This window comes from Flavobacterium sp. WC2409, assembly GCF_041200085.1.
Lineage (GTDB): Bacteria > Bacteroidota > Bacteroidia > Flavobacteriales > Flavobacteriaceae > Flavobacterium.
Map to the genome: position 1 here is coordinate 1,508,910 of NZ_CP165625.1, position 22,812 is coordinate 1,531,721.

The window sequence follows — 22,812 nt, forward strand, 5'->3', positions numbered from 1 at the left end:
TCCTTTTAAAATATTCTTAAAATCACTTTTGTATTAAAAAAAAACAAGTAATCACAATTAACTCACATAAAAATTAACATAAAATTTAGATTAATTACAGATAAACCTTTGAAAACAGTTGTTTTTTAACTTTTTTTTTGCTAAAAAAGCGTCATTTAACGAGTTTTTAAGCTATTCGAAGAGAAAATTAAAAAAAATAATTTAATGTAATTAGTTTAGCTCTATCTAATTACGAATGCGAATATTATTTTGTCCTAATTGAAGCTTTATAAACCTATATAAAATTGATCCTATGAAAACAATTTTACCCAATTCAAAATTAAAACAGTTTATCCTTTTTGTTCTATTCCTTCTAACAATATCTATTTCAAATTGTTATGCTCAAGATACTTTTGATGGAAATTATTGTCCAGGTCCTGGAGCTGTTGGTGATGAATATGCAACTGGGATAGTTTTTAGCCAACTATTATCTGCTAATCCATCTTCAACCTGTCAGGTTGGAACAATTAGAGCTAAAGTTAATACACAAACTCAAGTGTTACGATTAGGAATGAATATCGGTAATAGTGGAGCAGCTCTTTTTAGATTGTATTTAGACACAGATAATAACAGCGCAACTGGATTAACTTCTGATACTTTTGGAGGAAGCATATCCGTAGCTGGTGCTGAATATATTATAGAAATTAATTCGAATGCCAAAAGTTTTGATTTATACTCTGGAAGCGGTAGTACTTTAACTCTACTTACTATTAATAATGGACTTGCTGCTAAAAGCGGTAGTATTTGTACAACTAGTGAGACCTTTTTAGAATTTAATATTCCTTTTGGTAGTGTTGGTATTAATATCTGTAATGTCAATACTCCTGGGTTAATCAATATTACAAAATTAGCATCTGTTAGTGGTAACTCCAGTAGCTCAAGTGGTTGTGTAAATACCCCTCTTACATTTGGTATTCCATTAAAAGGTTCTGTTGGCCCTAGCTCAACAGTGTGTTATGGGGACAATAGTTCAACTCTAACAATAAGTGGTGTACCAACTGGTTCAAGTATTATTAAATGGCAATCGTCTATTAGTCCTTTTACATCATGGACAGATATTGTTAATGCATCAACTACATATACTCCTACAAACTTATTTGAAACAACTAAATACAGAGCCTTATTTTCAAGTTCTGGCTTATGTAGTGGGTCTAGTATTTCAACCGTAGAAGCAACTGTAACAGTTCGCCCTGCCATAGTTGCAACTCTCAGTTCTCAAGTAAATGTCTCTTGTTTTGGTGGTAACGATGGTTCTGTTGTCATTACTCCTGCTGGAGGAACGGCTGGATACACCATCACGCCCGCTCAAACAGGATTGACTGCTGGTTTACATACCTTCACTGTGACGGATGCTAAAGGATGTCAAACTACAATTGATGTAACGATTACTGAGCCTGCTGTAGCTTTAAGTGCAACAGCCGGAACGCAAGTAAATGTGTCTTGTTTTGGTGGTAACGATGGGTCTGTTGTCATTACTCCTGCTGGAGGAACGGCTGGATACACCATCACACCTGCTCAAACAGGATTGACTGCTGGTTTACATACCTTCACTGTGACGGATGCTAAAGGATGTCAAACTACTGTTCAGGTTACTATTACTGAACCTGCTGTAGCTTTAAGTGCAACGGCCGGAACACAAATAAATGTCTCTTGTTTTGGTGGTAACGATGGGTCTGTTGTCATTACTCCTGCTGGAGGAACGGCTGGATATACCATCACACCTGCTCAAACAGGATTGACTGCTGGTTTGAAAACTTTTACCGTAACCGATGCTAAAGGATGTCAAACTACAATTGATGTAACGATTACTGAGCCTGCTGTAGCTTTAAGTGCAACAGCCGGAACACAAGTAAATGTGTCTTGTTTTGGTGGTAACGATGGGTCTGTTGTCATTACTCCTGCTGGGGGAACGGCTGGATACACTATCACGCCTGCTCAAACAGGATTGACTGCTGGTTTGAAAACTTTTACCGTAACCGATGCTAAAGGATGTCAAACTACAATTGATGTAACGATTACTGAGCCTGCTCTAGCTTTAAGTGCAACAGCCGGAACACAAGTAAATGTGTCTTGTTTTGGTGGTAACGATGGGTCTGTTGTCATTACTCCTGCTGGGGGAACGGCTGGATACACCATCACACCTGCTCAAACAGGATTGACTGCTGGTTTAAAAACTTTTACCGTAACCGATGCTAAAGGATGTCAAACTACAGTTGATGTAACGATTACTGAGCCTGCTGTAGCTTTAAGTGCAACAGCCGGAACGCAAATAAATGTCTCTTGTTTTGGTGGTAACGATGGGTCTGTTGTCATTACTCCTGCTGGAGGAACGGCTGGATACACCATCACACCCGCTCAAACAGGATTGACTGCTGGTTTAAAAACTTTTACCGTAACGGATGCTAAAGGATGTCAAACTACAATTGATGTAACGATTACTGAGCCTGCTGTAGCTTTAAGTGCAACAGCCGGAACGCAAGTAAATGTGTCTTGTTTTGGTGGTAACGATGGGTCTGTTGTCATTACTCCTGCTGGAGGAACGGCTGGATACACCATCACACCTGCTCAAACAGGATTGACTGCTGGTTTAAAAACTTTTACCGTAACGGATGCTAAAGGATGTCAAACTACAATTGATGTAACGATTACTGAGCCTGCTATAGCTTTAAGTGCAACAGCCGGAACACAAATAAATGTGTCTTGTTTTGGTGGTAACGATGGGTCTGTTGTCATTACTCCTGCTGGAGGAACGGCTGGATACACCATCACACCTGCTCAAACAGGATTGACTGCTGGTTTACATACCTTCACTGTGACGGATGCTAAAGGATGTCAAACTACAATTGATGTAACGATTACTGAGCCTGCTCTAGCTTTAAGCACAACGGCCGGAACACAAGTAAATGTGTCTTGTTTTGGTGGTAACGATGGGTCTGTTGTCATTACTCCTGCTGGAGGAACGGCTGGATACACCATCACGCCCGCTCAAACAGGATTGACTGCTGGTTTAAAAACTTTTACCGTAACCGATGCTAAAGGATGTCAAACTACAGTTGATGTAACCATTACTGAGCCTGCTGTAGCTTTAAGCGCAACAGCCGGAACACAAGTAAATGTGTCTTGTTTTGGTGGTAACGATGGGTCTGTTGTCATTACTCCTGCTGGAGGAACGGCTGGATATACCATCACACCTGCTCAAACAGGATTGACTGCTGGTTTACATACCTTCACTGTGACGGATGCTAAAGGATGTCAAACTACAATTGATGTAACGATTACTGAGCCTGCTCTAGCTTTAAGCACAACGGCCGGAACACAAGTAAATGTGTCTTGTTTTGGTGGTAACGATGGGTCTGTTGTCATTACTCCTGCTGGAGGAACGGCTGGATACACCATCACGCCCGCTCAAACAGGATTGACTGCTGGTTTAAAAACTTTTACCGTAACCGATGCTAAAGGATGTCAAACTACTGTTGATGTAACCATTACTGAGCCTGCTGTAGCTTTAAGCGCAACAGCCGGAACACAAGTAAATGTGTCTTGTTTTGGTGGTAACGATGGGTCTGTTGTCATTACTCCTGCTGGAGGAACGGCTGGATACACCATCACACCTGCTCAAACAGGATTGACTGCTGGTTTGAAAACTTTTACCGTAACCGATGCTAAAGGATGTCAAACTACAATTGATGTAACGATTACTGAGCCTGCTCTAGCTTTAAGTGCAACAGCCGGAACACAAGTAAATGTGTCTTGTTTTGGTGGTAACGATGGGTCTGTTGTCATTACTCCTGCTGGGGGAACGGCTGGATACACCATCACACCTGCTCAAACAGGATTGACTGCTGGTTTAAAAACTTTTACCGTAACCGATGCTAAAGGATGTCAAACTACTGTTGATGTAACGATTACTGAGCCTGCTGTAGCTTTAAGTGCAACAGCCGGAACGCAAATAAATGTCTCTTGTTTTGGTGGTAACGATGGGTCTGTTGTCATTACTCCTGCTGGAGGAACGGCTGGATACACCATCACACCCGCTCAAACAGGATTGACTGCTGGTTTAAAAACTTTTACCGTAACCGATGCTAAAGGATGTCAAACTACAGTTGATGTAACGATTACTGAGCCTGCTCTAGCTTTAAGTGCAACAGCCGGAACACAAGTAAATGTGTCTTGTTTTGGTGGTAACGATGGATCTGTTGTCATTACTCCTGCTGGGGGAACGGCTGGATACACTATCACGCCTGCTCAAACAGGATTGACTGCTGGTTTAAAAACTTTTACCGTAACGGATGCTAAAGGATGTCAAACTACAATTGATGTAACGATTACTGAGCCTGCTCTAGCTTTAAGTGCAACAGCCAGAACACAAGTAAATGTCTCTTGTTTTGGTGGTAACGATGGGTCTGTTGTCATTACTCCTGCTGGAGGAACGGCTGGATACACCATCACACCTGCTCAAACAGGATTGACTGCTGGTTTGAAAACTTTTACCGTAACCGATGCTAAAGGATGTCAAACTACAATTGATGTAACGATTACTGAGCCTGCTCTAGCTTTAAGTGCAACAGCCGGAACACAAGTAAATGTGTCTTGTTTTGGTGGTAACGATGGGTCTGTTGTCATTACTCCTGCTGGGGGAACGGCTGGATACACCATCACACCTGCTCAAACAGGATTGACTGCTGGTTTAAAAACTTTTACCGTAACCGATGCTAAAGGATGTCAAACTACTGTTGATGTAACGATTACTGAGCCTGCTGTAGCTTTAAGTGCAACAGCCGGAACGCAAATAAATGTCTCTTGTTTTGGTGGTAACGATGGGTCTGTTGTCATTACTCCTGCTGGAGGAACGGCTGGATACACCATCACACCCGCTCAAACAGGATTGACTGCTGGTTTAAAAACTTTTACCGTAACCGATGCTAAAGGATGTCAAACTACAGTTGATGTAACGATTACTGAGCCTGCTCTAGCTTTAAGCGCAACAGCCGGAACACAAGTAAATGTGTCTTGTTTTGGTGGTAACGATGGGTCTGTTGTCATTACTCCTGCTGGAGGAACGGCTGGATACACCATCACACCTGCTCAAACAGGATTGACTGCTGGTTTAAAAACTTTTACCGTAACGGATGCTAAAGGATGTCAAACTACAATTGATGTAACGATTACTGAGCCTGCTGTAGCTTTAAGTGCAACAGCCGGAACGCAAGTAAATGTGTCTTGTTTTGGTGGTAACGATGGGTCTGTTGTCATTACTCCTGCTGGAGGAACGGCTGGATACACCATCACACCTGCTCAAACAGGATTGACTGCTGGTTTAAAAACTTTTACCGTAACGGATGCTAAAGGATGTCAAACTACAATTGATGTAACGATTACTGAGCCTGCTCTAGCTTTAAGTGCAACAGCCGGAACACAAGTAAATGTGTCTTGTTTTGGTGGTAACGATGGGTCTGTTGTCATTACTCCTGCTGGGGGAACGGCTGGATACACTATCACGCCTGCTCAAACAGGATTGACTGCTGGTTTAAAAACTTTTACCGTAACGGATGCTAAAGGATGTCAAACTACAATTGATGTAACGATTACTGAGCCTGCTCTAGCTTTAAGTGCAACAGCCGGAACACAAGTAAATGTGTCTTGTTTTGGTGGTAACGATGGGTCTGTTGTCATTACTCCTGCTGGAGGAACGGCTGGATATACCATCACACCTGCTCAAACAGGATTGACTGCTGGTTTAAAAACTTTTACCGTAACGGATGCTAAAGGATGTCAAACTACAATTGATGTAACGATTACTGAGCCTGCTCTAGCTTTAAGTGCAACAGCCGGAACACAAGTAAATGTGTCTTGTTTTGGTGGTAACGATGGGTCTGTTGTCATTACTCCTGCTGGAGGAACGACTGGATACACCATCACACCTGCTCAAACAGGATTGACTGCTGGTTTAAAAACTTTTACCGTAACCGATGCTAAAGGATGTCAAACTACTGTTGATGTAACCATTACTGAGCCTGCTGTAGCTTTAAGCGCAACAGCCGGAACACAAGTAAATGTGTCTTGTTTTGGTGGTAACGATGGGTCTGTTGTCATTACTCCTGCTGGAGGAACGGCTGGATACACCATCACACCTGCTCAAACAGGATTGACTGCTGGTTTAAAAACTTTTACCGTAACCGATGCTAAAGGATGTCAAACTACAATTGATGTAACGATTACTGAGCCTGCTCTAGCTTTAAGTGCAACAGCCGGAACACAAGTAAATGTGTCTTGTTTTGGTGGTAACGATGGGTCTGTTGTCATTACTCCTGCTGGAGGAACGGCTGGATACACCATCACACCTGCTCAAACAGGATTGACTGCTGGTTTACATACGTTCACCGTAACCGATGCTAAAGGATGTCAAACTACAGTTGATGTAACCATTACTGAGCCTGCTGTAGCTTTAAGTGCAACAGCCGGAACACAAGTAAATGTGTCTTGTTTTGGTGGTAACGATGGGTCTGTTGTCATTACTCCTGCTGGGGGAACGGCTGGATACACTATCACGCCTGCTCAAACAGGATTGACTGCTGGTTTACATACCTTCACTGTGACGGATGCTAAAGGATGTCAAACTACAATTGATGTAACGATTACTGAGCCTGCTCTAGCTTTAAGCACAACGGCCGGAACACAAGTAAATGTGTCTTGTTTTGGTGGTAACGATGGGTCTGTTGTCATTACTCCTGCTGGAGGAACGGCTGGATACACCATCACGCCCGCTCAAACAGGATTGACTGCTGGTTTAAAAACTTTTACCGTAACCGATGCTAAAGGATGTCAAACTACAGTTGATGTAACCATTACTGAGCCTGCTGTAGCTTTAAGCGCAACAGCCGGAACACAAGTAAATGTGTCTTGTTTTGGTGGTAACGATGGGTCTGTTGTCATTACTCCTGCTGGAGGAACGGCTGGATACACCATCACACCTGCTCAAACAGGATTGACTGCTGGTTTAAAAACTTTTACCGTAACGGATGCTAAAGGATGTCAAACTACTGTTCAGGTTACTATTACTGAACCTGCTGTAGCTTTAAGTGCAACGGCCGGAACACAAATAAATGTCTCTTGTTTTGGTGGTAACGATGGGTCTGTTGTCATTACTCCTGCTGGAGGAACGGCTGGATATACCATCACACCTGCTCAAACAGGATTGACTGCTGGTTTGAAAACTTTTACCGTAACCGATGCTAAAGGATGTCAAACTACAATTGATGTAACGATTACTGAGCCTGCTGTAGCTTTAAGTGCAACAGCCGGAACACAAGTAAATGTGTCTTGTTTTGGTGGTAACGATGGGTCTGTTGTCATTACTCCTGCTGGGGGAACGGCTGGATACACTATCACGCCTGCTCAAACAGGATTGACTGCTGGTTTAAAAACTTTTACCGTAACGGATGCTAAAGGATGTCAAACTACAATTGATGTAACGATTACTGAGCCTGCTCTAGCTTTAAGTGCAACAGCCGGAACACAAGTAAATGTCTCTTGTTTTGGTGGTAACGATGGGTCTGTTGTCATTACTCCTGCTGGAGGAACGGCTGGATACACCATCACACCTGCTCAAACAGGATTGACTGCTGGTTTGAAAACTTTTACCGTAACCGATGCTAAAGGATGTCAAACTACAATTGATGTAACGATTACTGAGCCTGCTCTAGCTTTAAGTGCAACAGCCGGAACACAAGTAAATGTGTCTTGTTTTGGTGGTAACGATGGGTCTGTTGTCATTACTCCTGCTGGGGGAACGGCTGGATACACCATCACACCTGCTCAAACAGGATTGACTGCTGGTTTAAAAACTTTTACCGTAACCGATGCTAAAGGATGTCAAACTACTGTTGATGTAACGATTACTGAGCCTGCTCTAGCTTTAAGTGCAACAGCCGGAACACAAGTAAATGTGTCTTGTTTTGGTGGTAACGATGGGTCTGTTGTCATTACTCCTGCTGGGGGAACGGCTGGATACACCATCACACCTGCTCAAACAGGATTGACTGCTGGTTTAAAAACTTTTACCGTAACCGATGCTAAAGGATGTCAAACTACTGTTGATGTAACGATTACTGAGCCTGCTGTAGCTTTAAGTGCAACAGCCGGAACGCAAATAAATGTCTCTTGTTTTGGTGGTAACGATGGGTCTGTTGTCATTACTCCTGCTGGAGGAACGGCTGGATACACCATCACACCCGCTCAAACAGGATTGACTGCTGGTTTAAAAACTTTTACCGTAACCGATGCTAAAGGATGTCAAACTACAGTTGATGTAACGATTACTGAGCCTGCTCTAGCTTTAAGTGCAACAGCCGGAACACAAGTAAATGTGTCTTGTTTTGGTGGTAACGATGGGTCTGTTGTCATTACTCCTGCTGGGGGAACGGCTGGATACACTATCACGCCTGCTCAAACAGGATTGACTGCTGGTTTAAAAACTTTTACCGTAACGGATGCTAAAGGATGTCAAACTACAATTGATGTAACGATTACTGAGCCTGCTCTAGCTTTAAGTGCAACAGCCGGAACACAAGTAAATGTCTCTTGTTTTGGTGGTAACGATGGGTCTGTTGTCATTACTCCTGCTGGAGGAACGGCTGGATACACCATCACACCTGCTCAAACAGGATTGACTGCTGGTTTGAAAACTTTTACCGTAACCGATGCTAAAGGATGTCAAACTACAATTGATGTAACGATTACTGAGCCTGCTCTAGCTTTAAGTGCAACAGCCGGAACACAAGTAAATGTGTCTTGTTTTGGTGGTAACGATGGGTCTGTTGTCATTACTCCTGCTGGGGGAACGGCTGGATACACCATCACACCTGCTCAAACAGGATTGACTGCTGGTTTAAAAACTTTTACCGTAACCGATGCTAAAGGATGTCAAACTACTGTTGATGTAACGATTACTGAGCCTGCTGTAGCTTTAAGTGCAACAGCCGGAACGCAAATAAATGTCTCTTGTTTTGGTGGTAACGATGGGTCTGTTGTCATTACTCCTGCTGGAGGAACGGCTGGATACACCATCACACCCGCTCAAACAGGATTGACTGCTGGTTTAAAAACTTTTACCGTAACCGATGCTAAAGGATGTCAAACTACAATTGATGTAACGATTACTGAGCCTGCTCTAGCTTTAAGTGCAACAGCCGGAACACAAGTAAATGTGTCTTGTTTTGGTGGTAACGATGGGTCTGTTGTCATTACTCCTGCTGGAGGAACGGCTGGATACACCATCACACCTGCTCAAACAGGATTGACTGCTGGTTTAAAAACTTTTACCGTAACGGATGCTAAAGGATGTCAAACTACAATTGATGTAACGATTACTGAGCCTGCTGTAGCTTTAAGTGCAACAGCCGGAACGCAAGTAAATGTGTCTTGTTTTGGTGGTAACGATGGGTCTGTTGTCATTACTCCTGCTGGAGGAACGGCTGGATACACCATCACACCTGCTCAAACAGGATTGACTGCTGGTTTAAAAACTTTTACCGTAACGGATGCTAAAGGATGTCAAACTACAATTGATGTAACGATTACTGAGCCTGCTATAGCTTTAAGTGCAACAGCCGGAACACAAGTAAATGTGTCTTGTTTTGGTGGTAACGATGGGTCTGTTGTCATTACTCCTGCTGGAGGAACGGCTGGATACACCATCACGCCCGCTCAAACAGGATTGACTGCTGGTTTACATACCTTCACTGTGACGGATGCTAAAGGATGTCAAACTACAATTGATGTAACGATTACTGAGCCTGCTGTAGCTTTAAGTGCAACAGCCGGAACGCAAATAAATGTGTCTTGTTTTGGTGGTAACGATGGGTCTGTTGTCATTACTCCTGCTGGAGGAACGGCTGGATACACCATCACACCCGCTCAAACAGGATTGACAGCTGGTTTACATACCTTCACCGTAACCGATGCTAAAGGATGTCAAACTACAGTTGATGTAACCATTACTGAGCCTGCTGTAGCTTTAAGTGCAACAGCCGGAACACAAGTAAATGTGTCTTGTTTTGGTGGTAACGATGGGTCTGTTGTCATTACTCCTGCTGGAGGAACGGCTGGATATACCATCACACCTGCTCAAACAGGATTGACTGCTGGTTTAAAAACTTTTACCGTAACGGATGCTAAAGGATGTCAAACTACAGTTAATGTAACCATTACTCAACCAGAAATCGCAGTATCTGTTAGCGGAATTGCTACTAATGTTTCTTGTTTTGGTCAAGCTAATGGTTCGATTACTGTAACTAATAGTACTGGTTCTACTGTGGTAATAACGAATGCTACTAATCAAGTGGTATCTAATATAAACTTACCTGCTGGAACTTATACTCTTACCGCTACAGCAAATGGTGGTAATGAAGGAAATTCTTGTTCAGCTACTGCTCAAGTAATCATCACACAACCTGAAATTGCAGTAACCGTTAGCGGAATTGCTACCAATGTTACTTGTTTTGGTCTAGCCAATGGCTCAATCGCAGTAACTAGTAGTACAGGTTCTATTGTTGTAATAACCAATGCAGCTAACGAGGTTTTATCTAATACCAACTTGCCTGCTGGAACTTATACTCTTACAGCTAATGATGAAAGAGCATTCTGTAATGCTACAACTTCCGTTACTATTACTCAACCAGAAAAAATTGAACCTATAATAATTGAAAGTACTGCATGTAATACTGATAATACATTAACTATTGATTTAGTAACTCTCTTACCTCAAGGTACTCCATTAAATGGTATTTGGATTGATGATAATACCGGAGTTCTAATAGGAAATATATTCACTCCTTTTGGCGTATCTCAAGGTATTTATAATATTCAATATGAAATTGAAACTGATGGTTGTCCAATAACATATATCATAAAAATGAATGTTTCTGATGCGGATTGTGGTATTGTTTTAGGTTGTGGTGTCGTTGAAGTACACAATGCTTTTTCTCCTAATGGTGATGGAATTAATGAGCAATTTATAATTGATAATATAGAAGACACAATATGTTATCCCGAAAATACTGTTGAAATCTATAACCGTTGGGGAATATTAGTTTATGAAACTCAAGGATATAATAATACTAGTAAAGTTTTTACGGGTATATCACAAGGTAGAACGACAATTAGCCAGTCTTCTGGATTACCTTCTGGAACGTATTTTTATATATTAAATTATACATCAGTTGATGGAAATGGAAATATTCAAACCAATAAAAAGAATGGTTATTTATACCTTACAAGATAAAACAAACTCAAATCTGATTCTAAGAATTAAAAACTCTTAGATTAAAAAAATAGAACAAAATGAAGAGAAAAATCATATTATCCGTTTTACTATTTGCGGGAATTGTAAGTTATGCGCAACAAGATTCCCAGTTCACACAGTACATGTATAACACAGTCAATGTCAATCCTGCTTATGCTGGGTCAAGAGGAGTTATGAGTATATTTGCTTTACATCGTACACAATGGGTAGGATTAGATGGCGCACCTACTACAAATGCTGTCTCAATAAACACTCCTTTAAATTCCAGCAAATTAGGTTTAGGGGTGTCAGTAATAAATGATAAAATTGGTCCAATTCATGAAAACACTATTTCTGCAGATTTATCATATACAGTTCCAACATCTGAAACTTTTAAGTTGTCCTTTGGAGTTAAAGCAACTGCTAATTTATTTGATTTAGATGTGTCAAAATTAAATCCTGTTGATGATGACCCAAGTTTACATGATTATAATAATAAATTTTCACCAAATATAGGTGTAGGTCTATACCTTCATTCCAGTAAAGCTTATGTAGGTTTTTCGGTTCCAAATTTTATAGAATCTAATCGTTACGATAGTAATGAAGTTGCCATTTTTAAAGAAAAAATAAACTATTATTTAATTGCTGGTTATGTATTTGATCTTAATAGCAACATTAAATTTAAACCTGCCTTACTTACTAAAATGGTAAAGGGTGCCCCTCTTCAAGTTGATGTTTCTGGAAACTTTATGTTTAATGATAAGTTTATGGTTGGATTAGCATATAGATGGAGTGCTGCTATAAGTGCAATGGTTGGAATGCAAATATCTGATGGATTATATATTGGCTATGGTTATGACCTTGACAACACTAAATTGGATAATTATAATTCCGGCTCTCATGAAATATTCTTGCGATATGAATTATTTAAAAATAATGACAAAATTACGACTCCAAGATTCTTTTAATATATTTATATTATGAAAAACTATATAATCCTTTACCTATCATTAATAAGTATTTTTTCTTACAACGGTTATTCACAAAAAGTGGAATTAAAAGCCGCAGATAAAAAATATGAAAACTTTGCCTACATAGATGCTATAAAAACATATGAAAGAGTAGCTGAAAAAGGATACAAATCTATTGATATGTTTCAAAAGTTAGGAAATGCTTATTACTTTAATGGAGAACTAAGTAATGCTGCTAAATGGTATACCGAACTATTTGCGATGACATCTGATTTAGAACCAAAATATTATTACCGCTATTCTCAATCATTAAGATCAATTGGTGAGAATGATAAAGCAAATGAAATTTTAGAAAAATTTAATCAGATTTCAGGGAATGATTCAAGAGGTAAGTTATTTGTAAAAAACGAAAATTATCTTGACGCTATTAAGGCAAATTCAGGAAGATATAAAGTGGAAGATGCTGGAATAAATTCTCAATATTCAGATTACGGTACAACAAAATATCTAGATAAAATTATTTTCACTTCGGCAAGAGATACTGGAAGTATAAGCAAACGTAAACATACTTGGACTAATCAATATTTTACAAATCTGTATGCTACAGATGTTGATAAAGACATGAACCCTGGAATTCCAAGTAAATTTGATGAAAATGTAAATTCAAAATTTAATGAATCCACTCCTGCATTTACTAAAGATGGAAAAACGATGTATTTCACTAGAAATAATTTTCTAGATGGAAAAAAAGGAAAAGATGGTAAACAAATTACACTCATAAAAATATATAAAGCGGTATTAGATAATAACAAATGGTCCAATATAACCGAATTACCATTTAATAGTGATAGTTACAGTACTGCACACCCTGCATTAAGCCCAGATGAAAAAACGTTATATTTTGCTTCTGATATGCCAGGAACGATTGGTCAGTCTGATTTATTTAAAGTAGAAATTAATGAAGATGGAACTTATTCTACTCCAGAAAACTTAGGAAAAACAATAAACACTGAGGGCCGTGAAACCTTTCCTTTTATAAATGATGAAAATGAAATTTATTTTGCATCAGACGGTCATCCAGGATTAGGAGGATTAGATATTTTTGTTTCAAAAATAAATTTAGATGGCTCATTTACTGAAGTACAAAATGTAGGGTCAGATGTAAACTCTTCAAAGGATGATTTTGCTTATTGGATTGATACTAATTCAAGAAAAGGTTACTTTTCTTCAAATAGAGATGGAGGTCTAGGATATGACGATATTTATAAGTTCTTAGAATTAAGAAAATTAGCATGTACCCAAGAATTATATGGAAAAATTACTGATTTAGTAACTTCTGAAGCCCTTCCTAATTCAAAAGTCAGTTTATTTGACAATCAATTTAATCTAATTAGCGAAGTTATTTCTGATGAAAAAGGGGACTATTTATTTTCTGTTGATTGTGATAAAACCTATAATGTAAGAGCACAAAAAGAAGAATATGCAACTAATGAGTTGAAAATTAAAATTTCTAATGAAAACGGTAGAACAAACTTACCAATCCCTTTAGAAAAAGCAGAATGTAAAGTAACTATAGGTGATGATTTAGGAAAATGTTTTGGCATAAAAATGATTTATTTTGACTTAGATAAATCCAATATTAGAGTTGAGGCAGCTTTAGATTTAGAAAAAATTCTAGATGTACTTAGACAAAACCCTACAATGAAATTAGACATTCGTTCCCATACTGATAGTAGACAAACTTTTAAATATAACGAAGCCTTATCAGATAGGAGATCAAAATCTACTATAAATTGGTTAATAAAAAATGGAATTGATTCTAGTAGACTTACTGGTAAAGGATATGGAGAAACTCAATTGGTAAACAAATGTTCCGATGGAGTAAAATGTACCGAAGAAGAACACCAAATGAATAGACGTAGTGAATTCATTATTACTGCATTATAATACACAAAAAAAAATAAAACCGAACCTCGAAAGTTATAGCTTCGAGGTTTTTTCGTTTTTATACCAAGCAATAATTTAATTCTTACCATTATTTAAATTTTAACCCAAAATGCATTGAATTGAAAGAATTATAATGTAAAAAAAATGTTAATTACTTGAAATATAAATACTTATATTACTAAAACTAACCTAAAAAATTAAATATTATCAATTAATTTTTTGATAGATTTACATCAAAAAACACATTTCAACGACTAATTAGGTTTTTTACGGAAAAAATTAAACAATACCACAAATTATTTATAACTTTAATTATAAATAAAAAGGTTTTCATTTTTAATAAGTAAAAATGAGAAAGGTAAACTGTCATGAAGGATTTTTTAACCCCAAAAAAGAAATTCCTTTAGATTTAAATTAATGCAAAATGCATTTGAACTTGAAGTTTTGAATTATTGTTGATTCAAAAAGTGAACTTTAAAATATTAAACATTATTCTATTAAAACTTTTAATTAAATAATAATCCTTTTAAAAAATTCTTAATCCCCAATAAGAAATTTTTTATTTTAAAAATTTGAATTTATCTCAATTTTTAAAAATTTATTTTACTTAGGTTTTAAAATTTAAAAAAAATTGAAATATCTTAAAAATACCACCTTATACAATTTACTCTTTTTTAAAAATAGTAAATTAATTTAATGATTAAAATACTTGAAAAAGTAGAAATCAATTAATTAGTAATACTTAAAACTGAGCATCAATTGATAATTTATCATAAATAAAACTCAATTTTTATAATTCCTATCGTTTTTATACAAAAAGCATAATACCCACTTTCGTTAATTTATTCAAAATAGTCATTTTTAATAAATATAAACTTTGAATACGCAATAATTCATAAAAAAATATGAGTTTCAATATTTAAAATACTCACACTTTCTAACGATTTAAAACAAATCAATATGAAAACTAACTTTACACTTTCGACAAAATTATTTATCATTATTTTATTAAGTTTATTTGCATCAATTACAAATATTTATGCTCAAGACACATTTGATGGTGACTATTGCCCAGCTCCTAACACTCCTGGAGATGAGTATGCAACTGGAATCTTTTTTAGCCAACAATTATCGGTTAATGCATCCTCAACTTGTCAAATTGGAACTATTCACGCAAAAGTTAATACTATAACTCAAGTATTAAGATTAGGAATGAATATTGGTAATGGTGGAGCTGCACTTTTTCGAATGTATTTAGATACAGATAACAATCCTATTACAGGGTTAACATCAGACACTTTTGGTGGAGCATTATCTGTAGCTGGTGCCGAGTATATTATTGAAATAAATTCCAATGCTTCTACATTTAATTTATATTCTGGCAATGGAAGTACATTAACTCCCCTTTTAGTTAATAATGGCCTTGCTGCTAAAAATGGGAGTGCAGTGGGTTGTAGTGCTGGTGGTGGTGAATTTTTAGAATTTAATATTCCATTTGGAAGTATTGGTATTAATATCTGTGATCCATTAAATCCCGGTTTTATTAAAATTACTAAATTAGCTTCTGTTAGCGGGAACTCTCCTTCTTCAAGTAGATGTATTAACACTGCTCTTACATTTGGTATACCATTGAAAGGTTCCGTTGAACCAAGTTCAACTGTTTGTTCAGGAATAAATAGTAGTCTTTTAAATGTTACAGGGATTACTGGTAGTTCTACTATTACTAAATGGCAATCATCAGTTAGTCCTTTTACTACTTGGACTGACATAGCAAATACATCATTAACCTATACTGCAACTAATTTAACTGCAACAACAAAATTTAGAGCACTTTTTTCTAATACAGGCTTATGTGCTGGAAATGATATCACTACAAGTGAAGCTACAATAACGGTTAATCCTTCTCCTAACGCACCAACCGCAAGCAATCTAACTGTTTGTTCCAATGGATCACCGACTCAAACTTTAACCGCAACAGCAACTGGAGGGACCATCACTTGGTATGATGCGGCAACTGCTGGAAATGTCGTAGCAACGCCTACTCAGGTAGGTGTAGGAACTAAAACCTATTATGCACAAGCTTCTAACGGAACTTGTCCTAGTTTAACCCGCACTCCAGTTGTATTAACTATTAATACTATACCAAGTGCACCATCTGCAAGTAATCAAACGGTATGTACAAATGGATCACCAACTCAAACATTAACCGCTACTGCAACGGGTGGAACTATCACCTGGTATGATGCTGCTACTGGTGGTAATGTAGTCGCCTCTCCTACTCAAGTAGGTGTGGGATCTAAAACCTATTATGCAGAAGCTTCTAATGGAACATGTTCTAGTTTGACTCGTACTATTGTTATTTTAACTATTAATCCTGCACCAAATGCACCATCCGCAAGTAACCAGACTGTATGTACCAATGGATCTCCTACACAAACTTTAACTGCTACAGCAACTGGGGGAACTATTACTTGGTACGATGCTGCTACTACTGGAAATGTGGTCGCCTCTCCTACTCAAGTGGGTGTGGGAACTAAAACCTATTATGCAGAAGCTTCAGACGGAACTTGTTCTAGTTTGACTCGCACTGCTGTTGTTTTAACTATTAATGTAGCACCTAACTCGCCAGCTGCAAGCAATCAAACGGTATGTACCAATGGATCTCCATCTCAAACTTTAACTGCTACAGCAACTGGTGGAACTATTACCTGGTATGATGCAGCTACTGCCGGAAATGTAGTTGCCTCTCCTACTCAAGTAGGTGTGGGAACTAAAACCTATTATGCAGAATCTTCTAATGGGACTTGTTCCAGTTTGACTCGTACTGCTGTTATTTTAACTATTAATCCTGCACCAAATGCACCAATTGCAAGCAATCAAACCGTTTGTACCAATGGATCTCCTACACAAACTTTAACTGCTACAGCAACTGGTGGAACTATTACTTGGTACGATGCAGCTACCGCTGGTAATATTATAACTACTCCAACACAAGTGGGTGTAGGAACTAAAACCTATTACGCCGAAGCTTCAAACGGAATTTGTTCTAGTCTAACTCGAACTCTGGTCATATTAACTATTAATCCCGCACCAAGTGCACCAGTTGCAAGCAACCAAACCGTTTGTACCAATGGATCACCAACACAAACTTTAACTGCTACAGCTACAGGTGGAACTATCACTTGGTATGATGCAGCTACTGCTGGAAATATAGTGTCCTCTCCTACTCAAATAGGTGTAGGTACTACAACCTATTACGCAGAATCTTCTAATGGGACTTGTTCCAGTTTGACTCGAACTGCTGTTATTTTGACTATTAATCCTGCACCTAGTACTCCAATTGCAAGCAATCAAACCGTTTGTACCAATGGATCTCCAACTCAAACATTAACTGCCACAGCTACAGGTGGAACTATAACTTGGTATGATGCAGCAACTGCTGGAAATAGTATAACTACTCCAACTCAAGTAGGTGTAGGAACGAAAACTTATTATGCCGAAGCTTCTAACGGAACTTGTTCTAGCCTAACTCGTACTCAGGTCATATTAACTATTAATCCTGCACCAAATGCACCAGTTGCAAGCAACCAAACTGTTTGTACAAATGGATCTCCAACTCAAACTTTGACTGCTACAGCTACTGGAGGAACTATAACTTGGTATGATGCAGCTACAGCTGGAAATATAGTACCCTCACCTACTCAAATAGGTGTAGGAACAAAAACTTATTACGCCGAAGCTTCAAATGGTACCTGCTCCAGTTTGACTCGTACTGCGGTTATATTAACTATTAATCCTGCACCAAATGCACCAGAAGCGAGCAATCAAACCGTTTGTACCAATGGATCTCCCACTCAAACTTTAACTGCTACAGCAACTGGAGGAACTATTACTTGGTATGATGCAGCGACTGCTGGAAATATAATGGCCTCTCCTACTCAGGTTGGTGTAGGTACAAGTACATATTATGCACAGGCTTCAAACGGTACTTGTTCTAGTTTGACTCGTACTACCGTTATTTTAACTATTAATTCTGCACCAAATGCACCTATTTCCAGCAACCAAACCGTTTGTACCAATGGATCACCAACTCAAACTTTAACCGCTACAGCAACTGGGGGAATTATCACTTGGTATGATGCGGCAACAGCTGGAAATATTGTAGCCTCTCCTACTCAAATAGGTATAGGAACTAAAACCTATTACGCGCAAGCGTCAAATGGTACTTGTTCTAGTTTGACTCGTACCCCTGTTATATTAACTATTAATCCTGCGCCAAATGCGCCAGTTGCAAGTAACCAAACTGTTTGTACCAATGGATCTCTAACACAAACTTTAACTGCTACAGCAACTGGTGGAACTGTAACTTGGTATGATGCAGCGACTGCTGGAAATGTAGTACCTTCTCCTACTCAAGTGGGTATAGGAACTACAACCTATTACGCCGAAGCTTCAAATGGAACTTGTTCTAGCCTAACTCGTACTCCCGTTGTATTAACAATCAACCCTGCGCCAAATGCCCCAGTTGCAAGTAACCAAACTGTTTGTACCAATGGATCTCTAACACAAACTTTAACTGCTACAGCATCTGGAGGAACTATTACTTGGTATGATGCAGTTACTGCTGGAAATGTAGTACCTTCTCCTACTCAAGTGGGTATAGGTACAAGTACATATTATGCCGAAGCTTCAAATGGTACTTGTTCTAGTTTGACTCGTACTGCTGTTATTTTAACAATTAATGATGGGTCAATTCCACCATCCGCAACTAATCAAACTATTTGTACTAATGGCTCTCCAACTCAGACATTAACAGCTACAGCATCTGGAGGAATTATAACTTGGTATGATGCAGCTACTGCTGGTAATGTTGTTAACTCTCCTACTCAGGTCGGTGTAGGTACAAGTATATATTATGCACAGGCTTCAAACGGTACGTGTTCTAGTTTAACTCGCACTGCAGTTGTATTAACTATTAATCCTGCACCAAATGCACCAGTTGCAAGCAATCAAACCGTTTGTACCAATGGCTCACAAACTCAAACTTTGACAGCTACAGCCACTGGAGGAACTATAACTTGGTATGATGCAGCTACTGCTGGAAATAGTATAACTACTCCAACTCAAGTAGGTGTAGGAACGAAAACTTATTATGCCGAAGCATCAAATGGTACCTGTTCTAGTTTAACTCGTACCCCTGTTATATTAACTATTAATCCTGCACCAACCGCTCCAGTTGCAAGTAATCAAACAGTTTGTACTAATGGATCTCCAACTCAAACTTTAACCGCTACAGCTACAGGCGGAACTATCACTTGGTATGATGCAGCAACTGCTGGAAATATAGTAGCCTCTCCTACTCAAATAGGTGTAGGAACGATAACTTATTACGCAGAAGCTTCAAATGGAACTTGTTCCAGTTTGACTCGTACTCCGGTTGTATTAACAATTAATGCTGCGCCTAGTGCTCCTATTGCAAGTAATCAAACGATTTGTACCAATGGTTCAACAACTCAAACTTTGACAGCTACGGCAACTGGTGGAACTATTACTTGGTATGATGCAGCAACCGCTGGAAATGTGGTAACAACTCCTACCCAAGTAGGTATAGGAACAATAACTTATTATGCAGAAGCTTCTAACGGAACTTGCTCAAGTTTGACTCGTACTCCCGTTGTATTAACAATTAATGCTGCACCTAATGCACCAGCTGCAAACAATCAAACAGTTTGTAGCGATGGTTCACAAACTCAAACTTTAACTGCTACAGCTACTGGAGGTACCATTACTTGGTACGATGCAGCCATTGCAGGAAATGTGGTGACAACTCCTACTCTAATAGGTTTAGGAACAGTAACTTATTATGCAGAAGCTTCTAACGGAACTTGTTCTAGCTTGACTCGTACTGCCGTTGTATTGACTATAAACTCTTGTTCAATCGCTTTAGTGAAAACAAATGATATTACAGTTGGTCCTAATGGATGCGCTGATTTAAAAGTTGGTGATGTTGTAACTTATACTTTTACCGTCACTAATCTTGGTAATTCAAGTTTACATGATGTAGTTGTTATTGACTCTCATATAGGTTTATCAACTATTACACTACAAAGTGGTGATAGTAATAATAATAGTATATTAGAAGTTAGTGAGAATTGGATTTATGAAGCAACATATACAGTAACGCAGATTGATATTGATAATGGCAGTATTACTAATCAAGCTACAGTTAATGCAACTGCATCTGATTCTACATTGGTATCTGATCCATCCGGGAATTCAACAACTAATGATGAGCCAAATGTCATTCCTATTTGTACAACAGCTAAAATTGCCTTAGTAAAAACAAATGATATTGAAGTTGGCCCTAATGGATGTGCTGATTTAAAAGTTGGTGATGTGGTAACTTATACTTTTAGCGTAGTTAATCTTGGTAATGTAAGTTTACATGACATAGTAGTTCTTGACAATCATGCCGGTTTATCAACAATTGCGCTACAAAGTGGTGATAGTAATAATAACAGTATTTTAGAAGTTACAGAAAATTGGATTTATAAAGCAACCTATACCGTTACTCAAACCGATATCGATACTGGTAGTATTACTAATCAAGCTTTTGTTAATGGTACTACACCTAAAGAAACAGAAGTAACTGACCAATCTGGGAATTCAACAACTAATGATGAACCAAATGTCATTCCTATTTGCACAACTGCTAAAATTGTCATTGTAAAATCCAACAATATTGAAGTTGGACCTAATGGATGTGCCGATTTAAAAGTTGGTGATGTTGTAACTTATACTTTTACCGTGACTAATCTTGGTAATGTAAGTTTACATGATGTGGCTGTTCTTGACCCTCATATTGATCTATCAACAATTGTATTGCAAAGTGGTGATAGCAATAGTAACAGTATTTTAGAAGTTAATGAAAATTGGATTTATACAGCTACCTATACTGTTGATCAAAGCGATATCGATACTGGTAGTATAACTAATCAAGCTTCCGTTAATGGTACTGCACCTAATGCCACAGTAGTAATGGACCAATCTGGTGATTCTACTACTAATGATGAACCAAATGTAATTCCTATTTGTACTACAGCTAAAATTGCAATAGTAAAAAGTAATGATGTTGAAGTGGGACCAAATGGATGTGCTACTCTAAAAGTTGGTGATGTGGTTACTTATACCTTTAGCGTGACAAATTTTGGTAATGTAAGTTTACATGATATAGGCGTTATTGATTTGCATTCAGGCATATCAGCTATTGTTTTGCAAAGTGGTGATAGTAATAATAACAATATATTAGAAGTTACTGAGAATTGGATTTATAAAGCAACTTATACTGTAACCCAAACTGATATTGATACGGGTAGTATCACTAATCAGGCTTCTGTAAACGGTACTGCACCTAATGCAACAATAATAACTGACCAATCTGGTGATTTAGCTACTAATGATGAACCAAATGTAATTCCAATTTGTTCTACAAATAGTATTGCTTTAGTCAAAACTGCAGTTATAGGAGGCGCTGGTGCTGTTGGTGATGTTATTACTTATACATTCGCAGTTACAAATACTGGTAATGCAACGATAACAAATATTATTATCACGGATATTACAGAACCATTAATTGGATTAACATTTACAAATAGTATAATAAGTGCACTTGCACCTGGAGTTACTAATAGTACAATAACTGGAACGTATATTATTACACAAGCTGATATTAATTTAGGACATGTAACTAATTCCGCTTTAGCTGTGGGTCAAGATCCTAAAGGAAATGATGTGAGGGATATCTCTGGGACAACTATAGAGAATGATACTCCAACCATTACAACTTTAATTCAAAATCCTAGTTTAACAGTTATAAAAACGTCAAATACTGAATTTTATAGTTCGGTTGGTGATATAATCAATTATACTATTCAAGTAAAAAACACTGGAAATGTAACACTTCATCAAATAACTGTCACAGATCCACTAACTAGTTTGGATACAATTATTGAATTATTAGGTCCTGGTGAAACTCAAGAATTTAATCAAAATTATACAGTAACACAAAATGACAGAGAAACTGGATCAGTTACCAATGTAGCTAATGCAACTGGTTTCACTCCAAATGAGTCTTCAATAAGTGCGTCAGATACTGTAGTTGTGGAGGCTGCAATAGTCTTAGGTTGTGGAAGTATCACTGTTCATAATGCGTTTTCTCCTAATGGTGATGGTATAAATGAACTCTTTATCATCGACAATATTGATGATACTCTTTGTTATCCTGATAATACGGTAGAAATCTATAATCGTTGGGGAATCTTAGTTTTTGAAACAAGAAATTATGACAATGTGAATAGAGTCTTTAAAGGTTTTTCAGAAGGTCGTACAACAATTAGCCAGTCATCAGGATTACCTACAGGAACTTATTATTACATCCTGAGCTACTCTTCTATTGATGGTAATGGTGGTGTTCAAGTCAATAAAAAAGATGGGTATCTATACCTTACCAGATAAATATAACTCAAATATATAACTCCTGAGGGCTAGCATCCCTCAGGTATAAAACACTAAATC

At 38.0% G+C, this 22,812-nt stretch carries 4 protein-coding genes; all 4 read left to right on the plus strand.

The annotated features are described in order from the left end of the window. The first annotated feature begins 292 nt into the window (after window positions 1-292). The 4 genes from AB3G34_RS06580 to AB3G34_RS06595 all read left to right on the plus strand — a co-directional run bounded on the left by AB3G34_RS06580 (window position 293) and on the right by AB3G34_RS06595 (window position 22,752). The gene (locus AB3G34_RS06580; protein ID WP_369753853.1) at window positions 293-11,320 is read left to right on the plus strand and encodes a gliding motility-associated C-terminal domain-containing protein; all 11,028 of its coding nucleotides are present in this window, start codon (window positions 293-295) and stop codon (window positions 11,318-11,320) included. A gap of 59 nt (window positions 11,321-11,379) precedes the next feature. Beyond that, entirely contained in the window at window positions 11,380-12,288 is a 909-nt protein-coding gene (locus tag AB3G34_RS06585; RefSeq protein WP_367753228.1) for a type IX secretion system membrane protein PorP/SprF, read from the plus strand. 12 nt (window positions 12,289-12,300) lie between these two features. Then, complete coding sequence (locus AB3G34_RS06590) at window positions 12,301-14,238, plus strand: OmpA family protein (RefSeq protein WP_369753854.1); 1,938 nt, start codon at window positions 12,301-12,303, stop codon at window positions 14,236-14,238. Between the two features lie 960 nt (window positions 14,239-15,198). Beyond that, entirely contained in the window at window positions 15,199-22,752 is a 7,554-nt protein-coding gene (locus tag AB3G34_RS06595; RefSeq protein WP_369753855.1) for a gliding motility-associated C-terminal domain-containing protein, read from the plus strand. The last annotated feature ends 60 nt before the right edge of the window (window positions 22,753-22,812 follow it).

What these genes read in the sequence shown, in the direction of transcription:
- AB3G34_RS06580 (WP_369753853.1), top strand. Translation starts at nt 293, where the DNA reads ATGAAAACAATTTTACCCAATTCAAAATTAAAACAGTTTATCCTTTTT.
- AB3G34_RS06585 (WP_367753228.1), top strand. Translation starts at nt 11,380, where the DNA reads ATGAAGAGAAAAATCATATTATCCGTTTTACTATTTGCGGGAATTGTA.
- AB3G34_RS06590 (WP_369753854.1), top strand. Translation starts at nt 12,301, where the DNA reads ATGAAAAACTATATAATCCTTTACCTATCATTAATAAGTATTTTTTCT.
- AB3G34_RS06595 (WP_369753855.1), top strand. Translation starts at nt 15,199, where the DNA reads ATGAAAACTAACTTTACACTTTCGACAAAATTATTTATCATTATTTTA.